Origin of the sequence: Bradyrhizobium sp. HKCCYLRH3059 (assembly GCF_051168035.1) — a bacterium.
Lineage (GTDB): Bacteria > Pseudomonadota > Alphaproteobacteria > Rhizobiales > Xanthobacteraceae > Bradyrhizobium.
Genome location: NZ_JBNPUF010000001.1, coordinates 878,520 through 905,174, shown reverse-complemented (window position 1 = coordinate 905,174; position 26,655 = coordinate 878,520). Strand labels below are relative to the sequence as shown.

At 66.4% G+C, this 26,655-nt stretch carries 20 protein-coding genes; 14 read left to right on the top strand and 6 right to left on the bottom strand.

Annotated elements, in window-relative coordinates; genetic code table 11:
• Positions 1 to 58: 58 nt before the first annotated feature.
• Positions 59 to 1,207, bottom strand: coding sequence for a 3-dehydroquinate synthase (gene aroB / locus ACQR13_RS04160; RefSeq protein ID WP_434845221.1), 1,149 nt, complete (start codon positions 1,205 to 1,207; stop codon positions 59 to 61).
• The gene (locus tag ACQR13_RS04155; protein ID WP_315715223.1) at positions 1,204 to 1,869 is read right to left on the bottom strand and encodes a shikimate kinase; all 666 of its coding nucleotides are present in this window, start codon (positions 1,867 to 1,869) and stop codon (positions 1,204 to 1,206) included. The genes aroB and ACQR13_RS04155 overlap by 4 nt, the downstream gene beginning before the upstream one ends.
• A gap of 156 nt (positions 1,870 to 2,025) precedes the next feature.
• Between ACQR13_RS04155 and ACQR13_RS04150 the strand changes: the two genes are divergently transcribed.
• From ACQR13_RS04150 to ACQR13_RS04120, 7 genes are all read left to right on the top strand, one after another.
• Positions 2,026 to 2,172 (top strand): histidine kinase, encoded by a 147-nt coding sequence (locus ACQR13_RS04150; protein ID WP_315715424.1) that lies wholly within the window; start codon positions 2,026 to 2,028, stop codon positions 2,170 to 2,172.
• 171 nt (positions 2,173 to 2,343) lie between these two features.
• Entirely contained in the window at positions 2,344 to 3,300 is a 957-nt protein-coding gene (xerD, locus tag ACQR13_RS04145) for a site-specific tyrosine recombinase XerD (RefSeq protein ID WP_315715222.1), read from the top strand.
• A gap of 218 nt (positions 3,301 to 3,518) precedes the next feature.
• Positions 3,519 to 4,481, top strand: coding sequence for an acetyl-CoA carboxylase carboxyltransferase subunit alpha (locus ACQR13_RS04140; RefSeq protein ID WP_434862596.1), 963 nt, complete (start codon positions 3,519 to 3,521; stop codon positions 4,479 to 4,481).
• A 294-nt stretch (positions 4,482 to 4,775) separates the two neighbouring features.
• Entirely contained in the window at positions 4,776 to 6,263 is a 1,488-nt protein-coding gene (locus ACQR13_RS04135) for a L,D-transpeptidase family protein (RefSeq protein ID WP_434862595.1), read from the top strand.
• Between the two features lie 984 nt (positions 6,264 to 7,247).
• Positions 7,248 to 7,712 (top strand): Rrf2 family transcriptional regulator, encoded by a 465-nt coding sequence (locus ACQR13_RS04130; protein ID WP_315825527.1) that lies wholly within the window; start codon positions 7,248 to 7,250, stop codon positions 7,710 to 7,712.
• Positions 7,702 to 8,409, top strand: coding sequence for a class I SAM-dependent methyltransferase (locus tag ACQR13_RS04125; RefSeq protein WP_434862594.1), 708 nt, complete (start codon positions 7,702 to 7,704; stop codon positions 8,407 to 8,409). The genes ACQR13_RS04130 and ACQR13_RS04125 overlap by 11 nt, the downstream gene beginning before the upstream one ends.
• 260 nt (positions 8,410 to 8,669) lie before the next feature.
• Positions 8,670 to 9,989, top strand: a complete 1,320-nt coding sequence (locus ACQR13_RS04120; RefSeq protein ID WP_434862593.1) for a hypothetical protein — start codon at positions 8,670 to 8,672, stop codon at positions 9,987 to 9,989.
• Positions 9,990 to 10,045: 56 nt separating this feature from the next.
• On the opposite strand, the gene ACQR13_RS04115 is transcribed toward ACQR13_RS04120, so the two are convergent.
• Positions 10,046 to 10,939 (bottom strand): hypothetical protein, encoded by an 894-nt coding sequence (locus tag ACQR13_RS04115; protein WP_315715215.1) that lies wholly within the window; start codon positions 10,937 to 10,939, stop codon positions 10,046 to 10,048.
• Positions 10,940 to 11,259: 320 nt separating this feature from the next.
• Here ACQR13_RS04115 and ACQR13_RS04110 point away from each other — a divergent pair, with 320 nt between their 5' ends.
• A complete protein-coding gene (locus tag ACQR13_RS04110; protein WP_434862592.1) occupies positions 11,260 to 13,332 on the top strand; it encodes a putative bifunctional diguanylate cyclase/phosphodiesterase in 2,073 nt (690 codons plus the stop codon).
• A 131-nt stretch (positions 13,333 to 13,463) separates the two neighbouring features.
• On the opposite strand, the gene ACQR13_RS04105 is transcribed toward ACQR13_RS04110, so the two are convergent.
• The gene (locus ACQR13_RS04105; protein WP_434862591.1) at positions 13,464 to 14,645 is read right to left on the bottom strand and encodes a substrate-binding domain-containing protein; all 1,182 of its coding nucleotides are present in this window, start codon (positions 14,643 to 14,645) and stop codon (positions 13,464 to 13,466) included.
• Positions 14,646 to 14,831: 186 nt separating this feature from the next.
• Between ACQR13_RS04105 and ACQR13_RS04100 the strand changes: the two genes are divergently transcribed.
• The 3 genes from ACQR13_RS04100 (at position 14,832) to ACQR13_RS04090 (ending at position 18,099) form a co-directional block, all read left to right on the top strand.
• A complete protein-coding gene (locus tag ACQR13_RS04100; RefSeq protein WP_315715212.1) occupies positions 14,832 to 15,275 on the top strand; it encodes a MarR family winged helix-turn-helix transcriptional regulator in 444 nt (147 codons plus the stop codon).
• Positions 15,276 to 15,619: 344 nt separating this feature from the next.
• Positions 15,620 to 17,527, top strand: coding sequence for an acyl-CoA synthetase (locus ACQR13_RS04095; protein WP_434862590.1), 1,908 nt, complete (start codon positions 15,620 to 15,622; stop codon positions 17,525 to 17,527).
• Between the two features lie 62 nt (positions 17,528 to 17,589).
• Positions 17,590 to 18,099 carry a GNAT family N-acetyltransferase gene (locus tag ACQR13_RS04090; RefSeq protein WP_315715210.1) on the top strand — a complete coding sequence of 170 codons (510 nt, stop codon included), beginning with the start codon at positions 17,590 to 17,592 and terminating at the stop codon, positions 18,097 to 18,099.
• Between the two features lie 223 nt (positions 18,100 to 18,322).
• Here the strand turns inward: ACQR13_RS04090 and ACQR13_RS04085 are convergent, their stop codons facing one another.
• Complete coding sequence (locus tag ACQR13_RS04085) at positions 18,323 to 19,345, bottom strand: glycerophosphodiester phosphodiesterase (protein ID WP_316203488.1); 1,023 nt, start codon at positions 19,343 to 19,345, stop codon at positions 18,323 to 18,325.
• A gap of 210 nt (positions 19,346 to 19,555) precedes the next feature.
• On the opposite strand from ACQR13_RS04085, the gene ACQR13_RS04080 reads away from it, so the two are divergent.
• The 3 genes from ACQR13_RS04080 to ACQR13_RS04070 all read left to right on the top strand — a co-directional run bounded on the left by ACQR13_RS04080 (position 19,556) and on the right by ACQR13_RS04070 (position 23,386).
• Complete coding sequence (locus ACQR13_RS04080) at positions 19,556 to 20,854, top strand: flavin-dependent oxidoreductase (protein WP_434842297.1); 1,299 nt, start codon at positions 19,556 to 19,558, stop codon at positions 20,852 to 20,854.
• A 74-nt stretch (positions 20,855 to 20,928) separates the two neighbouring features.
• Positions 20,929 to 22,062, top strand: coding sequence for a glycoside hydrolase family 3 N-terminal domain-containing protein (locus ACQR13_RS04075; protein WP_434842296.1), 1,134 nt, complete (start codon positions 20,929 to 20,931; stop codon positions 22,060 to 22,062).
• 1 nt (position 22,063) lies between these two features.
• Complete coding sequence (locus tag ACQR13_RS04070) at positions 22,064 to 23,386, top strand: caspase family protein (RefSeq protein WP_315751946.1); 1,323 nt, start codon at positions 22,064 to 22,066, stop codon at positions 23,384 to 23,386.
• A gap of 142 nt (positions 23,387 to 23,528) precedes the next feature.
• On the opposite strand, the gene secA is transcribed toward ACQR13_RS04070, so the two are convergent.
• Positions 23,529 to 26,381, bottom strand: coding sequence for a preprotein translocase subunit SecA (gene secA / locus ACQR13_RS04065; RefSeq protein WP_315751945.1), 2,853 nt, complete (start codon positions 26,379 to 26,381; stop codon positions 23,529 to 23,531).
• Between the last annotated feature and the right edge of the window lie 274 nt (positions 26,382 to 26,655).

Sequence of the window (26,655 nt, the reverse complement as noted above, 5' to 3'; positions counted from 1 at the left end):
CTGTAGGGAGGCCGCCGATGATCCGTTGGCACTGCTCAATACGGCGTAAAGCCCGGGATCAGCTTCTGCTGCGCAATTTGGCCTGGAGAAAGTCGCGGACGCGCGCCGGATCGACGTCCTTCGCGATGACGGCGCGGCCGATGGCTTCCATCAGGATGAAGGTGAGCTTGCCGCGCTTGACCTTCTTGTCCTGCGCCATCAAGGCCAAGAGCCGATCGGCGTCGCCGATCCCCTCCTGGGCGAAGCCGGCGATGTCCTGCAGATGGGTCGGCAGACCGACCGCGGCAAGGTGACGCTCGATGCGTGTGACGTCGTCGGGCGGCAGCATGCCGAGCTCGGCCGAGAACTGCGCCGCCAGCACCATGCCGACCGCGACGCCCTCGCCGTGGAACAGCCGGTCGGAGAAGCCGGTCACGGCCTCCAGCGCATGGCCGAAGGTGTGGCCGAGATTGAGCAGCGCCCGGTCGCCGGTCTCGCGCTCGTCGCGGGCGACGATCGCCGCCTTGGCGCGACAGGAGGTCGCGACCGCGTGCTCACGCGCCGCACCGCCCTTGACGATGTCGGCATGGTTGGCCTCGAGCCAGGCGAAGAAGCTGGCATCGCCGAGCAGGCCGTATTTGGCGACCTCGGCATAGCCGGCGCGGAACTGGCGCGGCGACAGGGTGTCGAGCACGGCCGTGTCGGCGATCACCAGCACCGGCTGGTGGAAGGCGCCGAGCAGGTTCTTGCCCTGGGGCGAATTGATGCCGGTCTTGCCGCCGACGGAGGAATCGACCTGCGCCAGCAGCGAGGTCGGCACCTGCACGAAATCGACGCCGCGGCGCAGGATGGCGGCCGCGAAGCCGGCGAGATCCCCGACCACCCCGCCGCCGAGCGCGATGACGAGATCGTTGCGCTCGATCCTGGCAGCGATCAGCGCCTCGCTGACCTTCTCCAGGCCGGCATAGGTCTTGGAGCCCTCGCCCTCATCGACCACAATCGTGGACGCCGGGATGCCCGCCTCCGCCAGGATCGCTTCGGCCGGCTTCAGCCAATGCGCGGCCACGGTACGGTCGGTGACGATGGCGGTGCGCACGCCGGGCCGCAGCGCCGCGATCCGCTGGCCGAGTGAAGCCAGCACGCCGCGGCCGATGACGATGTCATAGGCGCGCTCGCCGAGCGCGACGTCGACGATGATCGGATCGGAATGCTTCAGTGGTGCTGTCATCGGAGCGCGCCCATCGCCTGCGGAGGATCGGGTTGAACTGGATCGGGTTGTGGTCCGGCCGGCCCCGCCTCGGTCTCCGGTGGCGAGAAGAACGCCTGCAGCGCCTCCATGCAGTCCTCGACAACGCGATCATGCGGCACATCGCGCGAGCAGATCGTGAGATCGGCAAGCTGGTAGACCGGCTCGCGCTCGACGAGCAGGCGAGCGACCGTGCCTTCCGGATCGGCGGTCTGCAGCAGCGGCCGGTCGGCCCGCCGCCGGACGCGGCGCATGATCACGTCGGCATCGGCCTTGAGCCACACCGAGACCGCCTTCTCCTGGATGCGCCGCCGCGTCTCCTCGCGCATGAAGGCGCCGCCACCGGTTGCCAGCACGGCCGGACCATTTTCGAGCAGGCGGGCGATCACCCTGGCCTCGCCGTTGCGGAAATAGTCCTCGCCGCGCGACTCGAAGATTTCCGGTATGGTCATGCCGGCCGCGGTCTCGATCTCGGTGTCCGCATCGACGAAGGGCAGCCGCAACCGCGCCGCGAGCCGCCGGCCAACGGTCGACTTGCCGACACCCATCATGCCGACCAGCACGATCAGCCGCTTGCCGAGGCCTGCGAGAATCGCGGCCTCCGGAGCGGCTGGGCTGGGTGCGGGTTGCGTCGTGTCGGTCATCTCCAGGCTTCTAACCCAGCCCCTGCTGCTTTCAAAGGCATCCTGTTCCGTCCCCCCAAGCCAAGGCGAGCTGCCCGGTCTGCCCGACGGGCTTGCAAGGCCGATGCGAACATGTTGGATGAAACTGTTCCCTTTCTGGTGGCCTGCGCGACCGACATGCCCAGCCTGTTCCGCTTCCTGACCGTCATCGCCGTCATCGTCGGCGTGGTCTATGGCGCGATCTACGCGCTGGCGAATTTCGTCAATCCGAAGCCGCGCGAGATGACGGTGACGATCCCGCCCGACAGGTTCCAGAAGAGATGAGCGGCGCCGCTGCGACGAACCGAAAAGCCACAGGGCATTGATTAAGAATTTTGCGGTTGTCTGAGGCGGCCGGGCGCCGCGATATCGGCCAGATTTGCAGTCACCGCTCGCCGTGCCGGCACGAATACCTCGTAGTGATTCGATCGCCTCGGACGCAGCGGATTTCACGACATGAAGGTCAAGGCCTCCGACGCCGGGCTGATGAGCCTGTTCCTCGACATGATGGCCGCCGAGCAGGGCGCCGGTCAGAACACGCTGGACGCCTATCGCCGCGACCTCACCGATCTCTCCGAATTTCTCGGCGGCAAGGCCAACGGCTTCGCCACGGCCGACACCCAGGCATTGCGCGACTATCTCGCCGATCTCGACACCAGGGGTTTCAAATCCTCCAGCGTGGCGCGGCGGCTGTCGGCGATGCGGCACCTGTTTCGCTTCCTGCTGAGCGAGCGCATCCGCAGCGACGATCCCGCTGCCATCCTGTCGGGCCCGAAACGCGGCCGGCCGCTGCCCAAGGTGCTGTCGATCGGCGATGTCGACCGGATGCTGACCCGCGCCAAGGAGCTGAGCGAGGGCGCGGACGCTTCGCCGGCGCAGCGGCTGCGCGCGCTTCGCCTGTATTGCCTGCTCGAGGTGCTCTACGCGACCGGCCTGCGCGTCTCCGAGCTGGTAGCGCTGCCGCGCACCGCGGCGCGCAACGACGCCCGCATGATCGTGGTGCGCGGCAAGGGCAACAAGGAGCGGCTGGTGCCGCTGAACCAGGCCTCGCGCCAGGCGATGGCCGACTATCTCGCCGCCCTGGATGCGCTGAAGCCCGAGAAGAAAGCCAGTGCGACATTCGGCAAATGGCTGTTTCCGTCGTTCGGCGAGAGCGGCCACCTCACCCGCCAGCACTTCGCCCGCGACCTCAAGGAGCTCGCGGTGGCGAGCGGCCTACCGGCCCGGCTGGTGTCGCCGCACGTGCTGCGCCACGCCTTCGCCAGCCATCTGCTGCACAACGGCGCCGACCTGCGCATCGTCCAGACCCTGCTCGGCCACACCGACATCTCGACCACCCAGATCTACACCCACGTGGTCGAGGAGCGCCTCAAGAGCCTGGTGCGGGACCTGCACCCGCTGGCCGAGACCTGACCTCGCTTCACACCTTCCCGAAACCAAATCCGCCGGCGTGACGCCCGGCCGGCTTGACTTCGCGCCCGTCTGCCCCGAAAGAGCGCCATCCTGCCCGCGATCCCGGCGCGATGCCTGGAGGCTGGGCACCGATCGTACCCTAAGCTCCTGAAGTCCTTCGGCTTCGGGTCGAAGGCCGAACCGATTCCGTCTCCCAGCGCTCTTCCTTCAGCTCTTCCATGCCGGATCCCATGCGCAGCTACCTCGATTTCGAAAAGCCCGTTGCCGAGCTCGATTCCAAGGTCGATGAACTCCGGGCGATGGCCGCCTCCGGCACCGACATCGGCGAGGAGGTCAGCCGGATCGAGGAGAAGGCCGGCCAGGCGCTGGCCGAGCTCTACGCCAACCTGACGCCCTGGCAGAAGACGATGGTCGCGCGCCACCCGCAGCGGCCGCATTTCACCGATTTCGTCAGCGGGCTGATCACCGAGTTCACGCCGCTGGCCGGCGACCGCAAGTTCGGCGAGGACGCCGCCTTGCTGGGCGGCTTCGGCCGCTTCCGCGGCGAGCCGATCTGCGTGATGGGCCAGGAAAAGGGCGCCACCACCGAATCCCGCCTCAAGCACAATTTCGGCATGGCCCGCCCGGAGGGCTATCGAAAGGCTGTCAGGCTGATGGAGATGGCCGAACGGTTCGGCATCCCCGTGCTGTCGCTGGTCGATTCCGCCGGCGCCTATCCCGGCATCGGCGCCGAGGAGCGCGGCCAGGCCGAGGCGATCGCCCGCTCCACCGATGCCTGCCTGGCGCTCGGCGTGCCGAACGTGGCGATCATCACCGGCGAGGGCATGTCGGGCGGCGCCATCGCGCTGACCACCGCCAACCGGGTGCTGATGCTGGAGCACGCGATCTACAGCGTCATTTCGCCGGAGGCCGCCTCCTCGATCCTGTGGCGCGACGGCACCAAGGCGCAGGAAGCCGCCAACAGCATGAAGATCACCGCCCAGGACATGCTGCGCTTCGGCGTGGTCGACACCATCCTCAAGGAGCCGGTCGGCGGCGCCCATCGCGATCCCGCGGCGATGATCGCCGCCACCGGCGAGGCGATCGCCCAGGCGCTCGACGAGCTGAAGGGGCTCGACGCCGACGCCATCCGCAAGCAGCGCCGGCAGAAGTTCATCGAGATCGGCCGCAAGCTCAGCTGACCGGGCCGGAGCCGAGCTCCCGGCGCTCGCGGTTTTGTGAGTCTTTCCAGCCGTTTGGCCGCATTTCGGCCCCGCCGGCGGGGTCTGCTGTTTAGGAGTTGTTGACCAAAGCGGCCGGGGCCTTTCGGCATCGCCGGAGCGCGGGTTGCGAGGCTTGGGGTCAAAGGCTACAATTTTAATCAATGGTTTGACGGCATGACGCAGGGTCGACCCGTGATTTATCCAGCTTTCGGGCCGATCGCGTGAGATGAGACTGGGGTGTTGCGGCATGCCGGGTTTGCGGGGAGCTTTGCTTTGATCAACCGCGCTTTCGTCCGGGTTCTGATGACCTCGGCAGTGTTGGCCGCCGGCGCGCTGCTGACGGGTTGCAACAGCGATCAGGTCGCGCTCGCCACCAACGCCAAGGCCAACCAGCCGGTGCCGCCGAAGCTCGTCGCGACGATGGGCGAGAAGGACATGGATCTGCAGTCGCCGATCCTGGTCCGCGTGTTCAAGCAGGAAGCCGAGCTCGAGGTCTGGAAGCAGGACCGCTCGGGCAAGTTCGCGCTGCTCAAGACCTATCCGATCTGCCGCTGGTCCGGCGATCTCGGACCGAAGGTGCGCGAGGGCGACCGCCAGGCGCCGGAGGGCTTCTACTCGATCAATCCGAGCCAGATGAACCCGCAATCGGCCTACTATCTGTCCTTCAACACCGGCTATCCGAACGCGTTCGACAAGGCGCTCGGCCGCACCGGCTCGCAGCTGATGGTGCATGGCGACTGCTCCTCGCGCGGCTGCTTCGCGATGACCGATGAGCAGATCGCCGAGATCTATGCGCTCGGGCGCGAGTCCTTCTTCGGCGGCCAGCGCGCCTTCCAGTTCCAGGCCTATCCGTTCCGGATGACGCCGGTGAACATGGCCAGGCACCGCAACAATCCGAACATGCCGTTCTGGCGCATGATCAAGGAAGGCTACGACCATTTCGAAGTCACCCGGCAGGAGCCGAAGGTCGACTTCTGCGAGAAGAAGTACGTCTTCGACGCCCAGAAGCCGCCGGGCGCGACGCACGATCCGGTATTCGACGCCTCCGCCAAGTGCCCGGCCTACGTCGTGCCCGACGAGATCACCGCCGCCGTGCGCGACAAGCAGCAGGCGGACGAGGCGGAATATGCCAAGCTCGTCGCCAAGGGCACGCCGGTCGCCAAGCTCAACACCGGCATCGATGGCGGCATGAACCCCATCTTCGCCAGCCGCGTGCCAGGGGCCTCCACCGGCCTGTCCGATGCCGGCGAAGCGCCGGGCCTGTCGCTCGCCAATTTCACGCCGGCGCCAGGCACGATCCCCGGTCATGTCAACCCGCCGCGCGCGCCCGGCGCCGACGAGGTCGCCGCGATGCCGGCCGGTGCGGCTCCGGCTCCCGCAGTGGCGCCCTCCACCCGGGTGGCGGCCGTCAGTGCGCCGGAGAAGCCGAGCTTCATGTCGAGCCTCGCCCGCAAGGTCGGGATCGGCGGCAATGCCGCGGCCGACACCAAGGCTGCGACCGCGAAGCCCGAGAGCAAGACCGCGGACGCCAGGCCCTCGGAGATCAAGCCCGCCGAGATCAAGCCTGCGCCCAAGCCGGTCGCGGCGAAGCCCGCCGAGACCCGGCAGGCCGCCGCGCGGCCGCCGTTCAAGCCCGCCGCCGGCGACGCGCCCGCCACCACGGCCTCGGCCCCCGCGCAGACCCAGACCGCGCTGGTCTCCGGCGCCGTACCAGTGCTGCAGTCGAACTCGTTCGACAGCCGGTTCGCAGGATTCAAATAGTAAGCCGTCCATCGAGCGCCGCTTTTTTTGGCGAGATACCGAGGGCCGCCGGACGCTAGCCGCGCGCTCGGGTGCCACCCTCCCCTGGAGGGGGAGGGTCGATCGCACGCGAAGCGGGCGAGCGGGGTGGGATGATCTCTCCACGCATGCTTTTGCGCGCGGAGACATCACCCACCCCGCCTCACGTTTCGCTTCGCTCCTCGTGAGGCGACCCTCCCCCTCCAGGGGAGGGTGAGCATCGCGTTTGTGGTGCCGTCGTGGTCAGCAATCTCAAACTGCATTTGGGGACGCGCGTCATTGTCCTCGCGACGCTCTTGGCGTCCGAGTGATGCATCGATCTCACCCTCTTCCGAAGCGAGGGTGCAGGGAAGGCCGGACCTCGACTGAGGCCCGTGGCCCGCCTGCGAAAAAAATGCAGGCGGCAGGTACCACAGGTCCAGCCGGACGACCCGGCCCTCCCTGCGCGATAGTTTTAACGGCTGCTTCGCGATCTCCCTGGGGACCGGGCTGTGTTGCCCCCATCACCGGCGAGATGCGCGGGGCATCAACAGCCGGCTTGACCTCAGCATCGGGAGGTCAGGACCACGCGACTTGACCGTGCGAGCCGATGTTGTTCGTCCGCGCGAATGATCACGCTGCAAACCGGCCCGCCCATCACATCCCGCACTCCACGCTTCGTGACGACCGCGCAGCGCCCCTCGTCGATGAGGCGGGACGGACGGAATAATTCACGAAATTCCGAAATTGAGAAGCGGCATATTTTTACTGATGGGACTGGACAGCCCAAATCAGCTTGAACGCGCGGGCAAATTCAGTTTTTCCGCGCAGCGCGTTTCTCATCGTTGGGAGGCATGGACCCGCCCGCCGCACGCGGGATGCAGGACCGAATCGCCCGACGGGCAGAGGCGCCAGCGTCGGCGCCCAAGCCTTCATGGCCGGGCCGGCCGGTTGACGGCTGGAATATCATGTCATATTAAAAGTTACATGAGACCCAACAGCCAGTTGTCCGGCATCCTGCACGTCCTGCTCCACATGGCGGAGCACGACGGTCCGGTCACGTCCGAGGCCCTCGCAGCGATGATGCAGACCAATCCGGTCGTGATCCGCAGAATCATGGCGGGCCTCCGGGACAGCGGCTATGTGCGCTCCGAGAAAGGCCATGGCGGCGGCTGGACGCTCGCCTGCGATCTGGCGACCGTCACCCTGCGCGACGTCTACGATTCACTCGGGCGTCCATCGCTGTTCGCCATCGGCCATCGGAGCGAGACTCCCGACTGCCTCGTCGAGCAGGCGGTCAATGCGGCGCTCGACACCTCCATCCGGGCCGCCGAGACCTTGCTGCTGTCCCGTCTCGGCGCCATCACGCTGGCGGCGCTGAGCGCTGATTTCCACGAGCGCCTCGAACGACGCAAGCGACCTCGCAAAGGAGACATTTGTCATGCCGGCTGACATTGCCGACGGCGCTCAGCAGTTCATCCGCGCGTTTTCCGATCCCGAATTCGTCGCGCGCTACACGGATGGTCCACGTCGCTTCGTGCCCGGTCTCGACGGGCTGCACCGGATGACGGCGGTCCTGCTGGCCGAGCGGGCGCCCGAATATGCGAGGGTGCTCGTGCTGGGCGCGGGCGGCGGGCTCGAGCTCAACGCGTTGGCGGAAGCGCAACCATCGTGGACCTTCGTCGGCGTCGATCCGGCGCCGCAGATGCTGCGACTCGCCGAACGCACGCTCGGCGCGCGGACGAGCCGGGTCGAACTGATCGAGGGCACCATCGACGATGCGCCGGCCGGCCCGTTTGACGCGGCGACATGCCTGCTGACGCTGCATTTTCTGGCAGCATCGGAACGGTTGCGGACAGTCCGCGCCGTGCACGACCGGCTCCACCCTGGAGCGCCTTTCGTGGTGGCCCATAGCTGCCTGCCCAACGAGCCAGTCGAGAGGTCGCTGTGGCTGGATCGGTATGCGGCCTATGCCGTTGCGTCCGGCACAGACCCCGAGCAGGCCAGGACGATGCGCGCGACCGTCGATGCCAGCGTCAACATGCTGAGCCCAGGGGAGGATGAAGCCATCCTGCGTGACGGCGGCTTTCGCGATGCCCGTCCATTCTTCACAGCGCTGACCTGGCATGGCTGGATCGGCCACGCCTGAACCGCCGCTGAGCATCACCGATGCCCCCTGAACGAACGCGATCAGGGCCTGCTAATTAGTTGCCCGGCCTGCGCCGGCATCCACGCATGTCCCTTCCCGCGGCCCCCGAAGAGGTGGATGACGCGGCTTGCGGACAAGCTTCGCGCCGGAGCCGTGCCACGTCTCAGCCTGCGTGATGTCGCGCACGGAGCGCGGGGACGCGATCTGCGACAAACGGCGCGTCACCCGAGGCGAGGTGACGCAACCGAGAGGAGCAGGTCATGAGCTTTTGGGATGATATCGGAGATGCCGTCAGTTCCGCCGTGGACGACGTGAAAGACGTCGCGAAGGATGTGGCGGGTGCGGTCGGCGGTGCGGCGGGCGCCGTGGTCGATACGGTCGAGCACGTCGCCGGCGATGCGGCCCATGCCGTGGGCAGCGTGGTGCATGGCATCGGCGCGCTCGGCGGCGAGGCCATCCATACCGTGGGCGGCGTACTCGGCGCGATCGGGCACGGTGCCGAGGCGATCGGCGGCGGCCTGCTTCACACCGTAGGCGACGTCGCGTCGACCGTGGTCCATGTCGGCGGCGACGTCCTCCATACCGGGATCAACGTCGCCGGCGACGTGGCGTCCGGGGTCGGCCACCTGGTGCATGGCGACATCGACGGCGTCATCAACGACGTCAAGCATATCGGCGGCGACATCGTCGACGGCGGGCTCAAGGTCGGTGGCGACGTGGCGCATGGCGCCCTCGACGTCGCCGGCGACCTCGCACACACCGCGGTCGGCCTCGGCGAGGCCGGGCTGGAGGCGGCCGGCGCAGTCGGCCACGGCGCGCTCGGCATGGCCGGCACCATCGTCGGAACGGCCGGCGAGGTCGGCATGGACGCGCTCGACGCTGCAGGCGCCGTGGTGAAGGGCGGCTTCGACGCCGGCGTGGTGGTGGCCGACGGCGCCATCGGCGTGGTCACCGACACGGCGTCGGCGGCGGGCCACCTGATCGGCGGACCGATCGGCGAGGCGATCTCCGGCATCGCCCACGGCGCCGATGCGGTCGGCACCGGCATCGTCGATGGCGTCGGCCATTTCGTCGGCGAGGGTCTCAACGGGCTGGCACAGACCGCCGGCGAGTTGAGCCACTCTCTGGGGCAGCAGCTCGACGCGATCGGCCACGACCTGGGCTCGCTGGTCAACGACCTCAGCCATGGCGATCTCGGCGCGGCGATCGGCGACGTCTTCAAGCTGGCCCAGGACGGCCTGCGCAGCGACGGCAGCATCCAGATCGCTCATGCGGGACAGGACGGCGGCAGCCATGGCGGGTTCTGGGACTCGATCGCGCAGGCGATCCATCAGTCCGCCGACAACGCCCAGGGCGGCCAGGGCCCCGGCCCCGGCTTCCCCGGCCCGTTGCACGGCGAGGGCTCGTCGCACAACCCGATCATCGTCGACAATTTCGGCGACCATGGCCATGCGGGCAACACCGGCATCGTACCGCCGAATTTCGACCACGCGCCGGTGGCCGTGCACGACGCGCCGCACGCCGACTACAGCCACATCGTCCAGATGGACGACGCGCATCACTTCGCGATGCATGGCTGAGGCAACGCGCTCGGCCGGCAGGCATCCCGCCGTGATCGTCACGGCGGGATGTCGCGTCAGGATCGATCGGCGTCGTGCTGGACGATGGCCGGCGGTGCACCGGTGGCCTGCGCGCGATCGCGCGGCAGGGGATCGTTCATCGCCGAGAGCGCGCATAGCGCCAGCGAGCCCCAGACGGCGGCGCTGAAATACAGCGACATCCAGGCGATCTCTTCCTTCCAGTGCTCGAACTCGTGGGTGACGGTCCAACGCGTGGCGGAGTCGCGCAGACCGGCGAGCGGATGCAGGAGTGGCGTGCCGGCGGCGCGCTCGATGCGCCAGCGCTTCACATACATCGGGACGTCGATCACGACCAGGAAGGCGAGATAGCAGGCGATGCCGACGAGGCCCGCGATCAGAAGGCCGCGCACCAGGCCGTCGAACTCCGGCAGCAGCCGGCCGAGGCCGATGCCGACGAACAGGAAGGCCACCGCCCACAGCGAGTTCTCGATCGCGTTGTAGAGGAAATTCCGGGTGACGACGGCGTACCAGGAACAGATCTCCGCGACGACGATCAGCGGCACGATGATGCGGGCCATGTTAACCGCGGTCTCGGCATCGGCGATCGCGCCGAGCTGCGCGAGGATGATGGCCCACTGCGCCGCGAAGGCGATCTCGGCGATGGTCGCGACGGTGCGGCCGATGAACACGCTCGACAGCCAGCTGTCGACCAGGCAGATGCGCTGCACGTCGGCGCGCGGCAGCACCGAGCGGAAGGCGCAGCCGAACACATAGGCCGCCGACAGCGCCAGCATCGAACTGGTCTGGGACGCCTGACCCGACGAACTGCTGCCGCCGTTGAGCTGCCGGTACAGGATGAACCAGAACACGATGTTGGCGAGGCTGACGAGCGTCAGCATCGCCCACCACAGGGCGACCGGGTTCGACAGGGCTCGCGACTGCGCACGCATCCGGGCACTCCAAATTTCATGTGAACGACATCGGATCGTATTAATTCCGTCATGGAGCGGCAACCCATTCCGGCCACGGAGGATCGCAAAAGGCCGTGTGCCGGCGAGCCCTGCGGCCTGCACTGGGAGTTTCGTCACGATGTCCCGAGTTCCCTGCAGCGGGGCGGCCCTTGCGCCTCGATGGTCGGATTCCAAACCTCTTCATGGATCGGCGCGGGCGGAGGTGCTGCCCGCGTTGACGCTTCGCTAACCGCGAATCGCGCGTGCCAAAACCGGTCCCGCCGCGGACCGTAGCTCGGCTGAGCGAGGGTACATTGCCGATGTTGACGATCCTGTCCTGCCTGCCCGCCGATCATGATCTGCGCTACGTCGCCGCCGCACTGCTCGTCTGCGTGCTCGGCTCGATTCTGTCCATGCGGCTGCTCGCGCGGGTCCGTCGCAACGCCGGCCTCCGCCGCTTCCATCTGCTGTTTCTGGCCGGCCTCGTGGCCGGTGGCACGGTCTGGACCACGCACTTCGCCGCGGTCCTCGGCTACGACACGCCAGGATACCGCTCGTTCGAGCCGGCGATGACCGTCGCCTCGCTCGGACTGGCCGTGGCCTTTGCGTGGCTCGGCTTCTTCATCACGACACGCACCCAGCGCGGCCCGCTGATCGAGGCCGGCGGCGCGGTGTTCGGCTTCGGCATCGCCGCCATGCATTACAGCGGCATGAGCGCGCTCAAGCTCGACGGCGTGCTGACCTGGAACGTGCCGATGGTGTGGCTCTCGATCGCGCTTGCAACGGTGTTCGGTGCCGTCGCGGCGAACCGCATCGCGCGTCCCGTCACGCGCTTCTGCAAATATGGCAGCTCGCTCGCGATGGTGCTTGCGATCCTGAGCCTGCACTTCACCGGCATGCTCGCGTTGACCCTGGCACCCATGGCGGCCAGCAGCGCGCCGGTGCAGTCGCTGTCGGACAGCCTGATGCTGGTCACGGTCGTCACCGGCATCGGCCTGATCATGGCGATGGCCGCCTCGGCCTACATGATCGACATGCAGGCGACGCAGGAAGCGGTCGAAGGCTATCGGCAATTGGCGCTGCAGGACCCGCTGACCGGCCTGCCGAACCGCAGCGGCCTCGGCCAGCGGCTCGCGCCGCTGCTGACCGAGGGCGACGAGACCGCGCATCTGGCGGTGCTCGCGATCGACCTCGATCGCTTCAAGGACGTCAACGACGCGCACGGCCATGCCGCGGGCGATGCGGTGCTGACGGTGATCGCACAGCGTATTGCATCGACGCTGCAGCCGGGCGAGTTCCTGGCGCGAATCGGCGGCGACGAGTTCGTCGCCGTCAAGAGCGAGATCTTCGCGCGCACCGAGGCGGCGAAGTTCGCCGAGCGGATGCGCGCGCTGGTGCTGGCGCCCGTCGAGTGGGAGGAGCGCAGCCTCTCGGTCGGCTGCAGCATCGGCATCGCGCTGCATCCCGACCACGGCCTGACCTCGGACGAGCTTCTCACCCGCGCCGATCTGGCGATGTACCGCGCCAAGAGTCTCGGCCAGGGCAAGATCTGCACCTATGAGCCGTCGATGGACGAGGCCAGCCGGCGCCGCGCCGAGCTCGCGATCGACCTCAAGCGCGCGCTGGTGCGCAACGAGTTCGAGCTGCACTACCAAGTTCAGAACGACACGCAGAGCGGCGGCATCGTCGGCTTCGAGGCGCTGCTGCGCTGGAACCATCCGGTGAAGGGCCGCGTGCCGCCGAACGATTTCATTCCGATGGCCGAACAGACCGGGCTGATCGTCGACATCGGCGACTGGGTGCTGCGCACCGCCTGCGCCACCGCCGCGACCTGGAGCCAGCCGTTCAAGGTCGCCGTCAACGTCGCGCCGATGCAGCTCAACCACGACCTGCCGAAGCGCGTCGCCGAGGTGCTGCGCGAGACTGGATTGGCGCCGGAGCGGCTGGAGATCGAGCTGACCGAGACCGGTATCATCGCCGACCGCCAGCATGCGCTGCAGGTGATGCAGGCCTTGAAGGCGATCGGCGTCACCGTGGCGATGGACGATTTCGGCACCGGCTATTCGTCGCTGTCGACCCTGCAGGTGTTTCCATTCGACAAGATCAAGGTCGACAAGAGCTTCATCCAGTCGGTCGAGACCAGCGTGCACGCCGCGGCGATCGTCAAGGCGACCCTGCTGCTCGGGCGCAGCCTCAACATCCCGGTGCTCGCCGAAGGCGTCGAGACCGAACAGCATCTCGCCTTCCTGCGCGAGGAAGGCTGCAGCAGCGTACAGGGCTTCCTGTTCGGCAAGCCGATGCCGCAGGAGGCGATCAGCCGGATGATTCGTGAGGTCGGAGGTACGCCGGCGGCTGCCGTCGACGTACAGGCCAAGAAGGCTGCGGCCGCGTGAGGGCAGATCTTGTCATCGTGATTGCCTTGCGGCTGAACTGAACAGGCGGCCGCGAATGTGATGGCTCACCCTCCCCTGGAGGGGGAGGGTGACCGCGGCACGCAGCCCGGCCGAGCTCGGCGCAGCGTTACTCAGAACGTGCGGATGATCTTGAAGTCCAGCCCGTCGGCCGCGGCGAGATGCATCGCCATGTCGGCGCGGCCCTGCCGGATCGTCACCTCGCCGCGCGCGCCGGAATAGACGATGTTGCGGCCGGCGGCAGCGAGCGGTCGCAGGGACAGCGAGCCGGCGCGCTCGGCCGCCGCCTTGAGAAAGCGCAGGCCCTCGTAGTTCGACTGGCCGACCGATCCGACCGGCGGCGCATCGGCGCCGAACATCGCGGTGTAGCGGCTCATGAACGCGTCATTGGCCTTGGAGCCGATGCAACAGAAATAGCCGGAGGCCGAATACAGGTTCTCGGTGTTGTCGGCGCCGATGCCGAGCAGCACCGTTTCGTCCACCGCGCCGGCGAGACGCAGGGTGGTCGCGGCGAGGCCCGACTCGCCGAAGGCGCGATTGAAGGTAATGCTGTCGGTGCCGATCAGCGAGATCAGCACGACGTCGGGCCTGGCGGCGCGGATCCGCGCCAGATGCGCCTCGTGATCATCCTCGCCCACCGGCACGAACTCCTCGCCGACCACCTGGCCGCCGGCCTCGGTGATGAAGGTCTTGGTCTGGAGGTGCGACTGCCACGGCCAGACATAGTCGCTGCCGATCAGATACCAGCGCCGGGCGCGCTTGTTCTCCGCCAGCCAGTGGATGGCGGGGCGCGTCTGGCTGTGCGGCGTCTCGCCGATCGCCATCACGCCGGGCGTGCGCTCGCCGCCTTCATAGACCGGCGTATACACATAGGGGATGCGTCCGCGGGTGAGCCGGCGCAGCGCCAGCCTCACCGCGCTGATATGCGAGCCCATGAGCACGTCGATGTCGTCGAATTCGAGCGCGTCCCTGGCGCGCTCGGCCACCTCGTCCGCCGGCCCGCCGGAATCGTAGAACGACAACTCGATCTCGCGCCCGAGAATGCCACCGTGGCGGTTGATGTCGGACACCGCGAGCAACGCGCTATTGGTCGCGGCCGGGCCCCAGATGCCGGGTGACCCGGAGAAGGTGAGGAAGTTGCCGATGCGCAGCCTGTTCTGGGAGCCGCGCCGCTGGATACGGTCAGGATCGAAGGGGGCGAGTGCAGGAAGGCCGGCCCGCCGGGGCGGGCTCCTGAACAGCAGGGATGGCGGCAGACGGAGACGCCCGGCCGTGACAGATCCTGTCGAGAGCACACCCACTCCTTGGCCGCAACCGTGTCTGGCCCATTGTGGGCCGGCGGTCATACGCCGTCAAAAATCAGCACGCGTTCGGCAAATATCCTATTCGAAAATGTTGAATGTTCAAGAATTGGGATGCATATAGATCGGGCAGCTACTGCCGGACATTCATTCAAGTCGGGACCGCAAGCGAAGTTCACCGTGGCCAAACCGCCCCATCCCAACAGCCCCCTCACCGAACATCTCGCCTACCTGCTCGCGCAGGCCAACCGGGAGATCAACCGGCAGCTGGAGTCGCGCCTGAGCACCGAGGGCGTGCCCGTCGAGCAGTGGCGCATCCTCAAGGTGCTCTCCGACGGCGAGGGGCACTCGATGGGCGATCTCGCCGACGCGGTCCTGCTGAACCACCCGACCCTGACCAAGATGATCGACCGCATGGTCTCGGACTCGCTGGTCTACCGCCGCCAGGACGCCCACGACCGGCGCAAGGTGCTGATGTTCATCAGCGATCATGGCAAGGCGCTATGCAAGCGGCTGAACTCGCTGGCCGCCAGCCAGGAGGCGCACATCCTGGAGAACTACGGCGACAAGGCCACCGGCGAGCTGAAGCGGCTCTTGGAAAATCTGATCGACGCGGCGAGCTGAGGCACGCTGCGCTGCCGACATTCAGGGCTAAGCTCTATCCTCCCGTCATTGCGAGCGCAGCGAAGCAATCCAGGGCCCCGCCCACCACCCTGGATTGCTTCGCTGCGCTCGCAATGACGCGGAAATCGGAGCGGTCTTCGCGTCGCATTAAGACGACTTGACCACGCCTCGTCTCCTCGCCTGCGGCAAATCGGTCGGCTCGCCCGGCAACGCCGGGATAGACGCAAGACGAATCCTCCCTCATCCTGTCCTGTGACGATCGCGACGAACGGGCCGCATAGAGCCCGCGCGCGGTCGCCGGCCGCAATCGACCGGACGAGGACACGACACAGGGAGGACAGGCCATGGGCATTCACCTGCTCGATCGCGCCATCGGCAGCGATTATCCGACATTCGCAAGCACCGCTGACATCCGCGCCTTCGAGCAGACGCCGTATGGCGAACGGATCGCCGCGCAGAGCACCTATGAGGCGTTGAAGTGCGGCGCCTCGGTCAACCCGGATGCGCCGGCCATCCAGTTTCTGCCCAACGCCGATCCGGCCGACACGCCGGTCGTGATCTCCTATCGCGACTTCATCGCCCGGGTGACGCAGGCGGCGAACATGTTTCATGCGCTCGGCGTCGGCCCCGATGACGTCGTCAGCTTCATGCTGCCTTTGGTGCCCGACGCCTTCGTCACGCTGTTCGGCGCCGAGGCCGCCGGCATCGCCAACCCGGTCAATCCGCTGCTCGAGCCGCACCAGATCGCCGAGATTCTCGATGCCGCCAGGACCAAGGTGCTGGTGGCGCTCGGCCCCCTGCCCGGCACCGACATCTGGCAGAAGGTCGAGAAGGTGCGCGGCGGCCTCAAGCACCTCAAGGCGATCGTGCAGGTGCATGGCGGCGGCGGGGACCCCGCCAACGGCATTCACGCGTTCAATGACCTGATCGGAGCGCAGCCGAGCGACCATCTCGTCAGCGGCCGGCAGATCAAGGCCAGCGACACCGCCGCCTATTTCCACACCGGCGGCACGACCGGCACGCCGAAGCTGGTGCGCCACAGCCATGGCAACCAGGTCTATCAGGCCTGGGGGATCAACCTGGTCCTGAAGGCCAAGCCCGGCGGCACCTTGCTGTTCGGCATGCCGCTGTTTCATGTCGGGGGATCGCTGACCCAGGCGCTGCAGACGCTGTCGGCGGGCGGGTCCCTCGTCGTGCTGTCGGGCGCCGGCTGGCGCAATCCGAATGCGGTGCGCAACATCTGGGGCCTGGTCGAGCGCTTCAAGCCGGAGACGCTGTCGAGCGTGCCGACCGTGCTCGCCGCGACTCTGGCTGTGCCACAAGGCGCCGCCGACATCTCCAGTCTGCGCTATGCCGCGGGCGGCGGCTCGGCGATTCCGGTCGCCGTGGGGCAGGCGATCATGGACAAGCTCAAGCTGCCGGTGATCGAGGTCTACGGCATGACCGAGACCGCGAGCGTGCACACCATGGCCTATCCGGACCAGCCGATCCGGCTCGGTTCGGTCGGCCTGCCGCTGCCCTACGCAAAGGTGCGGATCGTCAAGCTCGATGCCGATGGCCGTTACGAGCGCGATTGCGCAACGGATGAGATCGGCGTCGTCATCATGGCCGGGCCCGGCGTGTTCTCCGGCTATCTCGACGACGCCCACAACAAGGGCGCCTTCGTCCAGGGACATTGGGTCAATTCCGGCGATCTCGGCCGGCTCGATGCCGACGGCTTCCTGTGGATCACTGGCCGCGCCAAGGACCTCGTGATCCGCGGCGGCCACAACATCGATCCGGCGCCGATCGAGGAGATCCTGTTCCAGCATCCGGCCGTGGGCTTCGCCGCGGTGGTCGGTCAGCCCGACGCATATGCGGGCGAGCTGCCGATCGGCTATGTGCAGCTCAAGCCCGGCGCGAGCGTGCAACCGGGCGAGCTGGAGGACTGGGTACGCGCCCGCACTCCGGAGCGCGCCGCGGTGCCGGTGCAGATCATCCCGATCGATCCGATGCCGGTGACCGGCGTCGGCAAGGTGTTCAAGCCGCAACTGCGCTGGGACGCCGCGACGCGGGTGTTCGCCAAGGTGTTGTCGCAACTGACCGACCGCGGCATCGATTGCAGCGTGAAGGTCGGACCGCACGGCAGCCACGGCAGCATCGCGACGGTGACCTTGCGCAACGTGCCGGCGGAGAGCCGCGAGGCGGTCGAGAACGAGGTGCACACATTGCTGGCGCCGTTCGTTATCCGGCACGAGGTGGTGATGGAGTGAGCCGCGATTCCGGGTGAGACAGCCGTCTCGGCATTTGATCGGGACGGTGGTGCTCTGGCACGATGCTGACGCGTTTCGTCACGTTTGCCAGGCCGGGACGGATGAACCCAACCGACATCACCATCGCGATCGAAGATGCCAGACAGGCTGATGTGGCCGACCTCATCGCGGAGGCCAATGCCTTTCTGCGGACGCTATACCCTGCTGAAAGCAATCATCCCGTCGATGCCCACGCGCTTTCGGTGCCCGGGGCCGCATTTTTTGCCGCCCGTCGTGACGGGACGCTGCTCGGGTCGATCGCCCTTCGGCTCATTGGTCCAGGACACGCCGAGATCAAGCGATTGTTCGTCCGCGAAACCGCCCGCGGCTGTGGGCTCGGACGCAGGCTCCTCATGACGTTGGAAGACGAGGCCCAAGGTCGCGGGCTTGGCCGCGTGAGCCTCGAAGTGGGCATCAGACAGCCGCAGGCGATCCAGCTCTATCGCAGCTCCGGCTATCAGGATTGCGGGCCGTTCGGGATCTACCGACTCGATCCGCTCAGCCTGTTCATGACCAAACGGCTGGTGGCTTGACCAGGCTGGCGCGAACGGTGCTTGGGTGTCCGGATGCATCGAACGTGCAGTCAGGGGGAGTGACGACAGGTCGGACAACAAAGTATCCCCGCGCGGCGGCGCCTCACCCCGGCCTCCTCCCTCGTCAGAACGAGGAGAGGGAGCCGACTGTCTATGCCGCGCCTCATCGCCTATGATCCTGTCAGGAGCCACGGATTCCGACGCGTGAGAGCTCTCGGCTCCGCTAGTCCGGATGCGCCCTTGGCTTCGTCGATTGCAGCCGCAGCTCCCCCGTTGGATTTGCCACCCCCTTGTCGGCAGCAACCTTGCGCAGCACATCCGGCCGATCGGAAATGATGCCATCGACGCCGGTGTCGATCAGCCGCGCCATGTCCTCCAGCTTGTTCACGGTCCAGACCACGACCTGCAGCCCGAGCGCATGCGCTTCGGCGACCAACTCCGGCGTGACGTCGGCGAAATAGGGCGACCACACCTTGCCCCCGGCCGCTTTGATCGTGCGCGGCAGCGAGCCGCCGTGATCGGCAGGATTGAAGCCGGCGGTCCAGCGGGTGGCCGCGGTCAACGACACCGTCGGCGCCTTGCCCCGCTGCAGTGACAAATAGACGGTTGGAATCCGAGGTGCGCGTTGCTGTACCAACTGCAGGGTGCGCCAGTCGAACGACTGGATCATGACGCGATCCGCGAACTGCTCAGCATCGATCAGGCCGAGCAGCAGGCTGACGAACCGCGCCGGGTCAGGCGCTTCGTTGGGAAACGCCGGATCGAGCTTGGTCTCGATGTTGAGACGCACATGGTCGTCTCCCGAGCGCCTGACGAGATCGAACAGCTGCTTCAGGGTCGGAATGCGCGGCGGCACGTCGCCTGCGAGCGGCTGCGGCTCCGGAAACTGCCTGGCATAGTCGCTGCCGGGGCGAATCCGGCCGACATCGTAGGACTGCACCTCGGCCAGCGGCAGGTCGATCAGCAGCGGTCCGGGCGGCGCGACGTAGTTGCCGGAAGCGTCGCGGGCGAGATCGGGATTGAGCCGCCGCTCGTGCGAGACGACCAGCACGCCGTCGGCCGTGGCGCCGACATCGAGCTCCAGCGTATCGACGCCCAACGCGAGCGCTGCGGCGAAGGCCTGCAGCGTGTTCTCCGGATGCAGTGCCCGCCCGCCGCGATGAGCCTCGACGTCGAAGGCTGTCGCGGGACTCGCCAGACCGGCCAGCAACAGGGCCGCACAGAGGGAGAGAGTTGGACGGTGCATGGCACCAGCCTACCATGACGGCGCGGATTGCCCATTCCCCTTGTTTCGGCTGGCCTTCTGAATTAGGCCTTTGCCACAGACCGGCGGATAACGCTGGCCACGGATGGATCGAGGGAGGCGATCCGCGCGCTGCACGCGTCGTGCCAGCATCCCTATCGACCCTCCTTTCGAGCTTTGTTTCCCGAGTTCAGGCGCGACGGACCCATGCCCATGACCGACCTTCCTGTCATCATCGCCGGCGGCGGCATCGGCGGCCTGGCGACCGCGCTCACCCTGCAGCAGATCGGCGTGCCCTGCGTCGTCTACGAGAGCGTGCGCGAGATGCGGCCGCTCGGGGTCGGCATCAACCTGCAGCCCAATGCCGTGCGCGAGCTGTATGATCTGGGCATTGGCGCCGACGATCTCGATCAGGTCGGCGTGCCCGCGAAGGAATGGGCGCTGGTCGGGCTGAACGGCAACGACATCTATTCCGAGCCGCGCGGGCTGCTTGCCGGCTACAACTGGCCGCAATATGCGGTTCACCGCGGCAAGCTGCACATGCTGCTGTACAGCCGGCTGGTGCAGCGGGCTGGCGCTGATTGCGTGCGGCTCGGCAGCCGCGTCAGCGGCTATGAGAAGCATGCGGACGGCTCCGTGACCGCACGCGTCGAGCATGCCGATGGGTCGCGCTCCGAGCAGCGCGGGCGGCTCCTGATCGGCGCCGACGGCATCCACTCGGCGGTGCGCGCGCAGATGCACCCGGCGCAGCCGCCGATCCATTGGGGCGGCGCGGTGATGTGGCGCGGCGTCACCTGGGCGAAGCCGATGCGCACCGGATCGTCCTTCGTCGGCCTCGGCACCCATCGCCACCGCGTCGTGGTGTATCCGATCTCGCATCCCGACCCGAAAACGGGGCTGGCGCTGATCAACTGGATCGCGGAAGTGACGATGGACAACACCGAGGGCTGGAAGCAGACCGGCTGGTTCCGCCAGGTGCCGGTCAAGGAGTTCGCGCATCATTTCGCCGGCTGGACCTATGACTGGCTCGACGTGCCCGCGCTGATCGCCGGCGCCGATGGCGCCTATGAGAATCCGATGATCGACCGCGATCCGGTGCCGACCTGGGTCGACGGCCCGGTGGCGCTGATAGGCGACGCCGCGCATGCGATGTATCCGACGGGGAGCAACGGTGCGAGCCAGGCGATCGTCGACGCCCGCGTGCTCGGCGCCTCGCTGCTGGCGCACGGCGTGACCCCGGCCGCGCTCGCCGCCTATGACGAGAAGCTGTGCGGTCCGATCTCGCAGGTCATCCTGCGCAACCGCGGCGCCGGGCCGTTCGGATTGCTCAACCTGGTCGACGAGCGCTGCGGCGGGACTTTTACCAACATCGATGAAGTGATCCCACCCGCCGAGCGCGATGCGTTCATGGCGGGCTACAAGAAGGCCGCAGGCTTTGCGATCGAGCAGCTCAACGCGGCGCCGCGGACGATTGCGGAGGGGGCGAAGGTCGGCAGTCTGGCGACGATCTGAGCCGCTTTTGTCAGCGGCGCGATCCGAACCGGTGTAGACGAGCCGGTCGCCGAAACAGCCGCCCGGGGACCGCCATGCTCCGACGAATTGGCCGACTTTCCCTGGCCACCGTATTGCTGATGGTGTCGAGCCACGCCGGCCTTGCTGCCGGCTGCCACAACACAGCGGCAACGTCGCGGCTCGTTGGCGCGATGATCATGGCCGGCTTCTTCGGGACCAAGGCTTCCGATGCTGGATTTCAGCAGGTCCTGTCCGATCTCGAGGAGGGACTGATCGGCGGGGTCGTCATCCTCGGCCGCAATGTCGGCACCCGCGGTGATCTCGTTGGGATGATCGAGCGGATCCGAGGCTGCAAATGCGCGGCTCCTCCGTTCATTGCCATCGACGATGAGGGCGGCACGGTGGAGCGGCTCGGACCCAACATCGGCGTTGCGGCGACGCCGTCGGCCGCGGAGATCGCCCGCGGCTCCGTCGCGGCGGCGCGCGGGACTTACGCAACTCTCGCCGAGAAGCTCGCGGCGCTGCACATCAACATGAACCTCGCGCCGGTGGTCGACCTCGACACCAACCCGTCGAACCCGATCATCGGGCAGCGGCAGCGCAGCTATGGCAGCGACGCCGGCGCGGTCGCGCGCTATGCGACGGCGTTCATCCAGGCGCACCGGAAGCAGGGCATCATCACGGTGCTCAAGCATTTTCCGGGCCATGGATCGTCCACCGCCGACAGCCACGCCGGCATTGCCGACGTCACGACCACCTGGTCATCGGCGGAGTTGAAGCCGTACAAGCGGCTGATTCGGCGGGGGATGGCCGAGGCGATCATGGTCGGCCATCTCGCCAATACCCGCCGCTGGGGCGGTGTCGCAACGCAGAATGGCGCGCACGCGATCGACCGTCTTCTGCGCCGCGAGCTCGGCTATGACGGCGTGGTCATGACGGATGACCTCGCCATGAAGGCCATTCTCGACGCCAAGCCGCCGGCCACCGCCGCCATCGATGCCGTCAAGGCAGGCGCCGATATCATCATGTTCACCAAGCTGAGCGACGAGGACCAGACGTCCGACGTCGGCCGCGAGATCAACAGCGCGTTGACAGCAGCCGCTTGCTCACGTGAGCTCCCGTTGGATCTGGTCAAACGGTCGTATGCCCGTGTTCGTGGACTAAAGGCGATGAGCATCCAGCGAGATCGAAGCGGGGGGAGTCATTAACTTGTGTCTAAGCGCCAGATTTTTGTTGATCTGCTTAGCGGTATGTGCGTGGTCGGCCGCTGTATGCTCAGTACATGCGCGGCCTATCGAGAGCGATGCTTGGAAACGCTGCCAATCGTCGGATGCCGACCAGCGGATATCCGGCTGCAGCGAAGTAGTCTCTCAAGGTAGAAGTCCTAAGTCTCGGCTTGCCGACGCTTTGGACGGGCGCTGCTGGGCATACCACGTCAAGGGACTGTATGAACTGGCCGTTGCAGACTGCAGGGCAAGCATATCGCTTCGACCGAACTATTCGTACTCCTACAACAATCTGTCCTCGGCTTTCCTGGGATTGAAGAATTTTGGGGAAGCTGCCAACGCCGCGAGGAAGGCTATCGAGCTAAAGCCTCGGTTCTTTTGGTCCCATCTAAATCTGGCCCGATCACTCGCTGGGCTCGGTGAGCTCGATCGAGCCAGAGCGGAATACCAAATAGCTCTCGCTATTGAACCGAGCAGCTCAGAAGCCACCGAAGAGCTGAGAATTCTTTCAGCTCAGACAGCAGAAAAGTTAAATCAACCTTCTTCTTCTGAAACCTCTACGAGGCCTTCCGGTGGCGCCTCTCTACCTATTTGGTCTAAACCCAGCCGTCGGGTTGCCCTCGTGATCGGCAACTCGAAATACAGTTCCGTTCCGGAGCTTCCAAATCCTGTGAGAGACACAGACCTCATTTCACAAACGCTGAAGTCTATCGGGTTTGACGAGGTAATCGCAGGAAAGAACCTGTCGCGCGATGCTTTACACAAGTTGTTGTTGGAGTTCTCGAAGAAGTCTTCGGAGGCCGACTGGTCGGTCATCTACTACTCGGGACATGGCATCGAAGTGGGTGGCGCCGACTACATGATCCCCGTTGACGCTCACCTCGAATCTGACAGAGATGTAGATTTTGAGACCGTTCCACTCTCCTTGGCAATCTCTGCTGCGGACGGTGCAAGGAAGCTGCGCATGGTGATCATGGATGCCTGTCGCAGCAATCCGTTTCTGAGTCAGATGAAACGGACCATCGCCACCCGCTCGTTAGGGCGCGGCTTGGCTGCCGTCGAGCCGGAGCCGGGATCGCTAGTTATATTTTCGGCAAAGCACGGAGAGACTGCCCTCGACGGAGATGGCTCCAACAGCCCGTTTGCGATAGCGCTCGCAAGCCGGCTGAAAGTCGCCGGTCTTGAGGTCCGTCGCTTGTTTGATCTCGTGCGAGACGATGTGCTCCTAGCGACCAATCGCCGGCAACAGCCGTTCTCTTATGGCTCGCTCTCAGGTAACGAAGACTATTTCTTTGTTGCCAAATGAACTGACTGAATCAAGGGCAGTTTCGGAACTCGACGGCTCTTAAATCTAGCTCGATCGGCGGAGCGACATTCGGGTCTTTCCACCCATCCGTCGCTTCGCTCCTTTCACGCGAGCACGTCGAATGTTACTGCCCGGCCCGCGCTTACGCGTAGCGGCCGTGGCAGTGCTTGTACTTCTTGCCGGAGCCGCAGGGGCAGTCCTCGTTGCGGCCAATCTTGCCCCAGGTCGAGGGATCGTTCGGGTTGCGCGCTTCGGCCGGGACCGGGGCGGCGCCCGAAGAGGGCACGAGTGACACGTTGGCGAAGGCCATCTCGTCCTCGCCGGTGCTGGGATCGGCGTGGTGCGCCTGCATCGGCGGCAGCACCGGCTGCTGCTCCTCCGGTGGCACGATCTCGACCCGCATCAGCTGCGCGGTGACGGCCTCGCGCAGATGCGCGATCATCGCCTCGAACAGCGTGAAGGCTTCCGACTTGTACTCCTGCAGCGGATCGCGCTGGCCGTAGCCGCGCAGGCCGATGACCTGGCGCAAATGGTCGAGCATCACCAAGTGCTCGCGCCAGAGGTGGTCGAGCGTCTGCAGCAGGATGGTCTTCTCGACGTAGCGCATCACGTCGGGGCCCCATTGCGCGACCTTGGCGGCCATGCGCTCGTCGGCGTGGGTCTCGATGCGCTTGAGCAGCTCCTCGTCGGCGATGCCCTCTTCCTTCGCCCATTCGTCGACCGGCAGGTCGATGTCGAGCACGCGCTTCAGCTCTTCTTTCAGGCCGGCGACGTCCCACTGCTCGGCATAGGCGTGCTCGGGAACGTGCTTGGCGACGAGATCGTCGATGAAGGCGTGACGCATGTCGGTGATCGTCTCGACCACGCTCTCGTCCTGCATCAGCTCGACGCGCTGGTCGAAGATCACCTTGCGCTGGTCGTTCTGGACGTTGTCGAACTTCAGGAGGTTCTTGCGGATGTCGAAGTTGCGCGCCTCGACCTTCTGCTGCGCCTTCTCCAGCGCCTTGTTGATCCAGGGATGGATGATGGCCTCGCCTTCCTTCAGGCCGAGCCGGGTCAGCATGCTGTCGAGCCGGTCGGAGCCGAAGATGCGCATCAGGTCGTCTTCCAGCGACAGGAAGAATTTCGACCGGCCGGGGTCGCCCTGACGGCCGGAGCGGCCGCGCAGCTGGTTGTCGATGCGGCGGGATTCGTGGCGCTCGGAGCCGATGATGTAGAGGCCGCCGGGCTTGGTCACGGTCTTGGCCGGCTTGGAGCCCTTGGCGGGCTCGATCTCGACCGTCTCCTCGGCCTTCAGCACGATCTCGCGGAAGCGGGCGATGTCGGCCTTGATCTGTTCGATCTTGGCGGCCTTCTCGGCCTCGTCGGTGATCCCGGCGGTCTCCTGCTGCAGGCGCATCTCGAGCGAGCCGCCGAGCTTGATGTCGGTGCCGCGGCCGGCCATGTTGGTCGCGATCGTGATCGCGCCGGGCACGCCGGCTTCGGCCACGATATAGGCTTCCTGCTCGTGGAAGCGCGCATTGAGCACCGCGAACAGTTTCGCGGGCTTGCCGGCGCGAGCCGCCGCATAGAGCTTGTCGAGCGCGCGCTCGCTGCCGAAATCGATCTGCTTGTAGCCGTGCTGCTTGAGATAGGCGGCCAGCACCTCGGACTTCTCGATCGAGGCGGTGCCGACCAGCACCGGCTGCAGGCGCGAATTCGCCCGCTCGATCTCGGCGAGGATCGCGGCGTATTTCTCCTGCTGGGTGCGATAGACCTCGTCGTCCTCGTCGAGACGCGCGACCGGCAGGTTGGTCGGGATCTCCAGCACCTCGAGCTTGTAGATGTCGAACAGCTCGTCGGCCTCGGTGGCCGCCGTGCCGGTCATGCCGGCGAGCTTCTCGTACATCCGGAAGTAGTTCTGGAAGGTGATCGAGGCCAGAGTCTGGTTCTCGGGCTGCACCGGCTGGTGCTCCTTGGCCTCGAGCGCCTGGTGCAGGCCTTCCGAATAGCGCCGGCCCGGCATCATGCGGCCGGTGAATTCGTCGATGATCACGACCTCGCCGTCGCGGACGATGTAGTCCTTGTCGCGGGTGAACAGCGTGTGCGCGCGCAGCGCCTGGTTGATGTGGTGCACGACGGAGACGTTCTCGACGTCGTAGAGCGACTCGCCCTTGAGTTGGCCGGCATCGCGCAGCAGGGTCTCGATCTTCTCCATGCCGGCTTCGGTGAGCGTCACCGTGCGCTGCTTCTCGTCGACCTCGTAGTCGGTCTTGTCGAGCTTCGGCACGAAGGTGTCGATGGTGTTGTAGAACTCCGAGCGATCGTCGAGCGGGCCGGAGATGATCAGCGGCGTGCGCGCTTCATCGATGAGAATGGAGTCCACCTCGTCGACGATGGCGAAGAAGTGCCCGCGCTGGACCATGTCCTCCAGCCGGTACTTCATGTTGTCGCGCAGGTAGTCGAAGCCGTATTCGTTGTTGGTGCCGTAGGTGATGTCGCAGGCATAGGCCGCCTTGCGCTCGGCATCGTCGAGGCCGTGCACGATCACACCCGTGGTCAGGCCGAGGAAGCCGTAGATCTGGCTCATCCAGCCGGCGTCGCGGCGGGCGAGGTAGTCGTTCACCGTCACGACGTGGACGCCCTTGCCGGCGAGCGCGTTGAGGTAGACCGCGAGGGTCGCCACCAGCGTCTTGCCTTCGCCGGTCTTCATCTCGGCGATGTCGCCCTCGTGCAGCACCATGCCGCCGATCAGCTGGACGTCGAAATGGCGCTGGCCGAGGGTGCGCTTGGAGGCCTCGCGGACGGTGGCGAAGGCCGGGACCAGGATGTCGTCGAGCGTCTTGCCGTCGGCGAGCTGCTTCTTGAACTCCTCGGTGCGAGCCTTGAGCTGCTCGTCGGTCAGCTTGGCGAGCTCCGGCTCCAGCGCATTGATGGCATTGACACGGGACTGGTAACCCTTGACGCGACGGTCGTTGGCGGAGCCGAATAGCTTACGGGCGAGCGCGCCGATCATTGCTGAAATCCTGCCTCTATGGGTCTGCGTTGCAGCCGTAACTCATGGTTTGGGTTTGCTGTTCCCGACGTGATGCACCGCAGCACCCGCGCCAGCCTCGACCTTCGGCGCCGGGCGGCGTCCGCCAGATGAGTGGGAGACAGGCAAACCAGGGTTCAACGGCCAAAAACGCAGCAAAATAAGCGCCATCGCCCTTGAAGCGACCGCGCAGAGATATGGCTGGGGGGGAACGTTGTCAACGGCGCCCGACAGCGGGGCCGTCGTTGCCAACCTG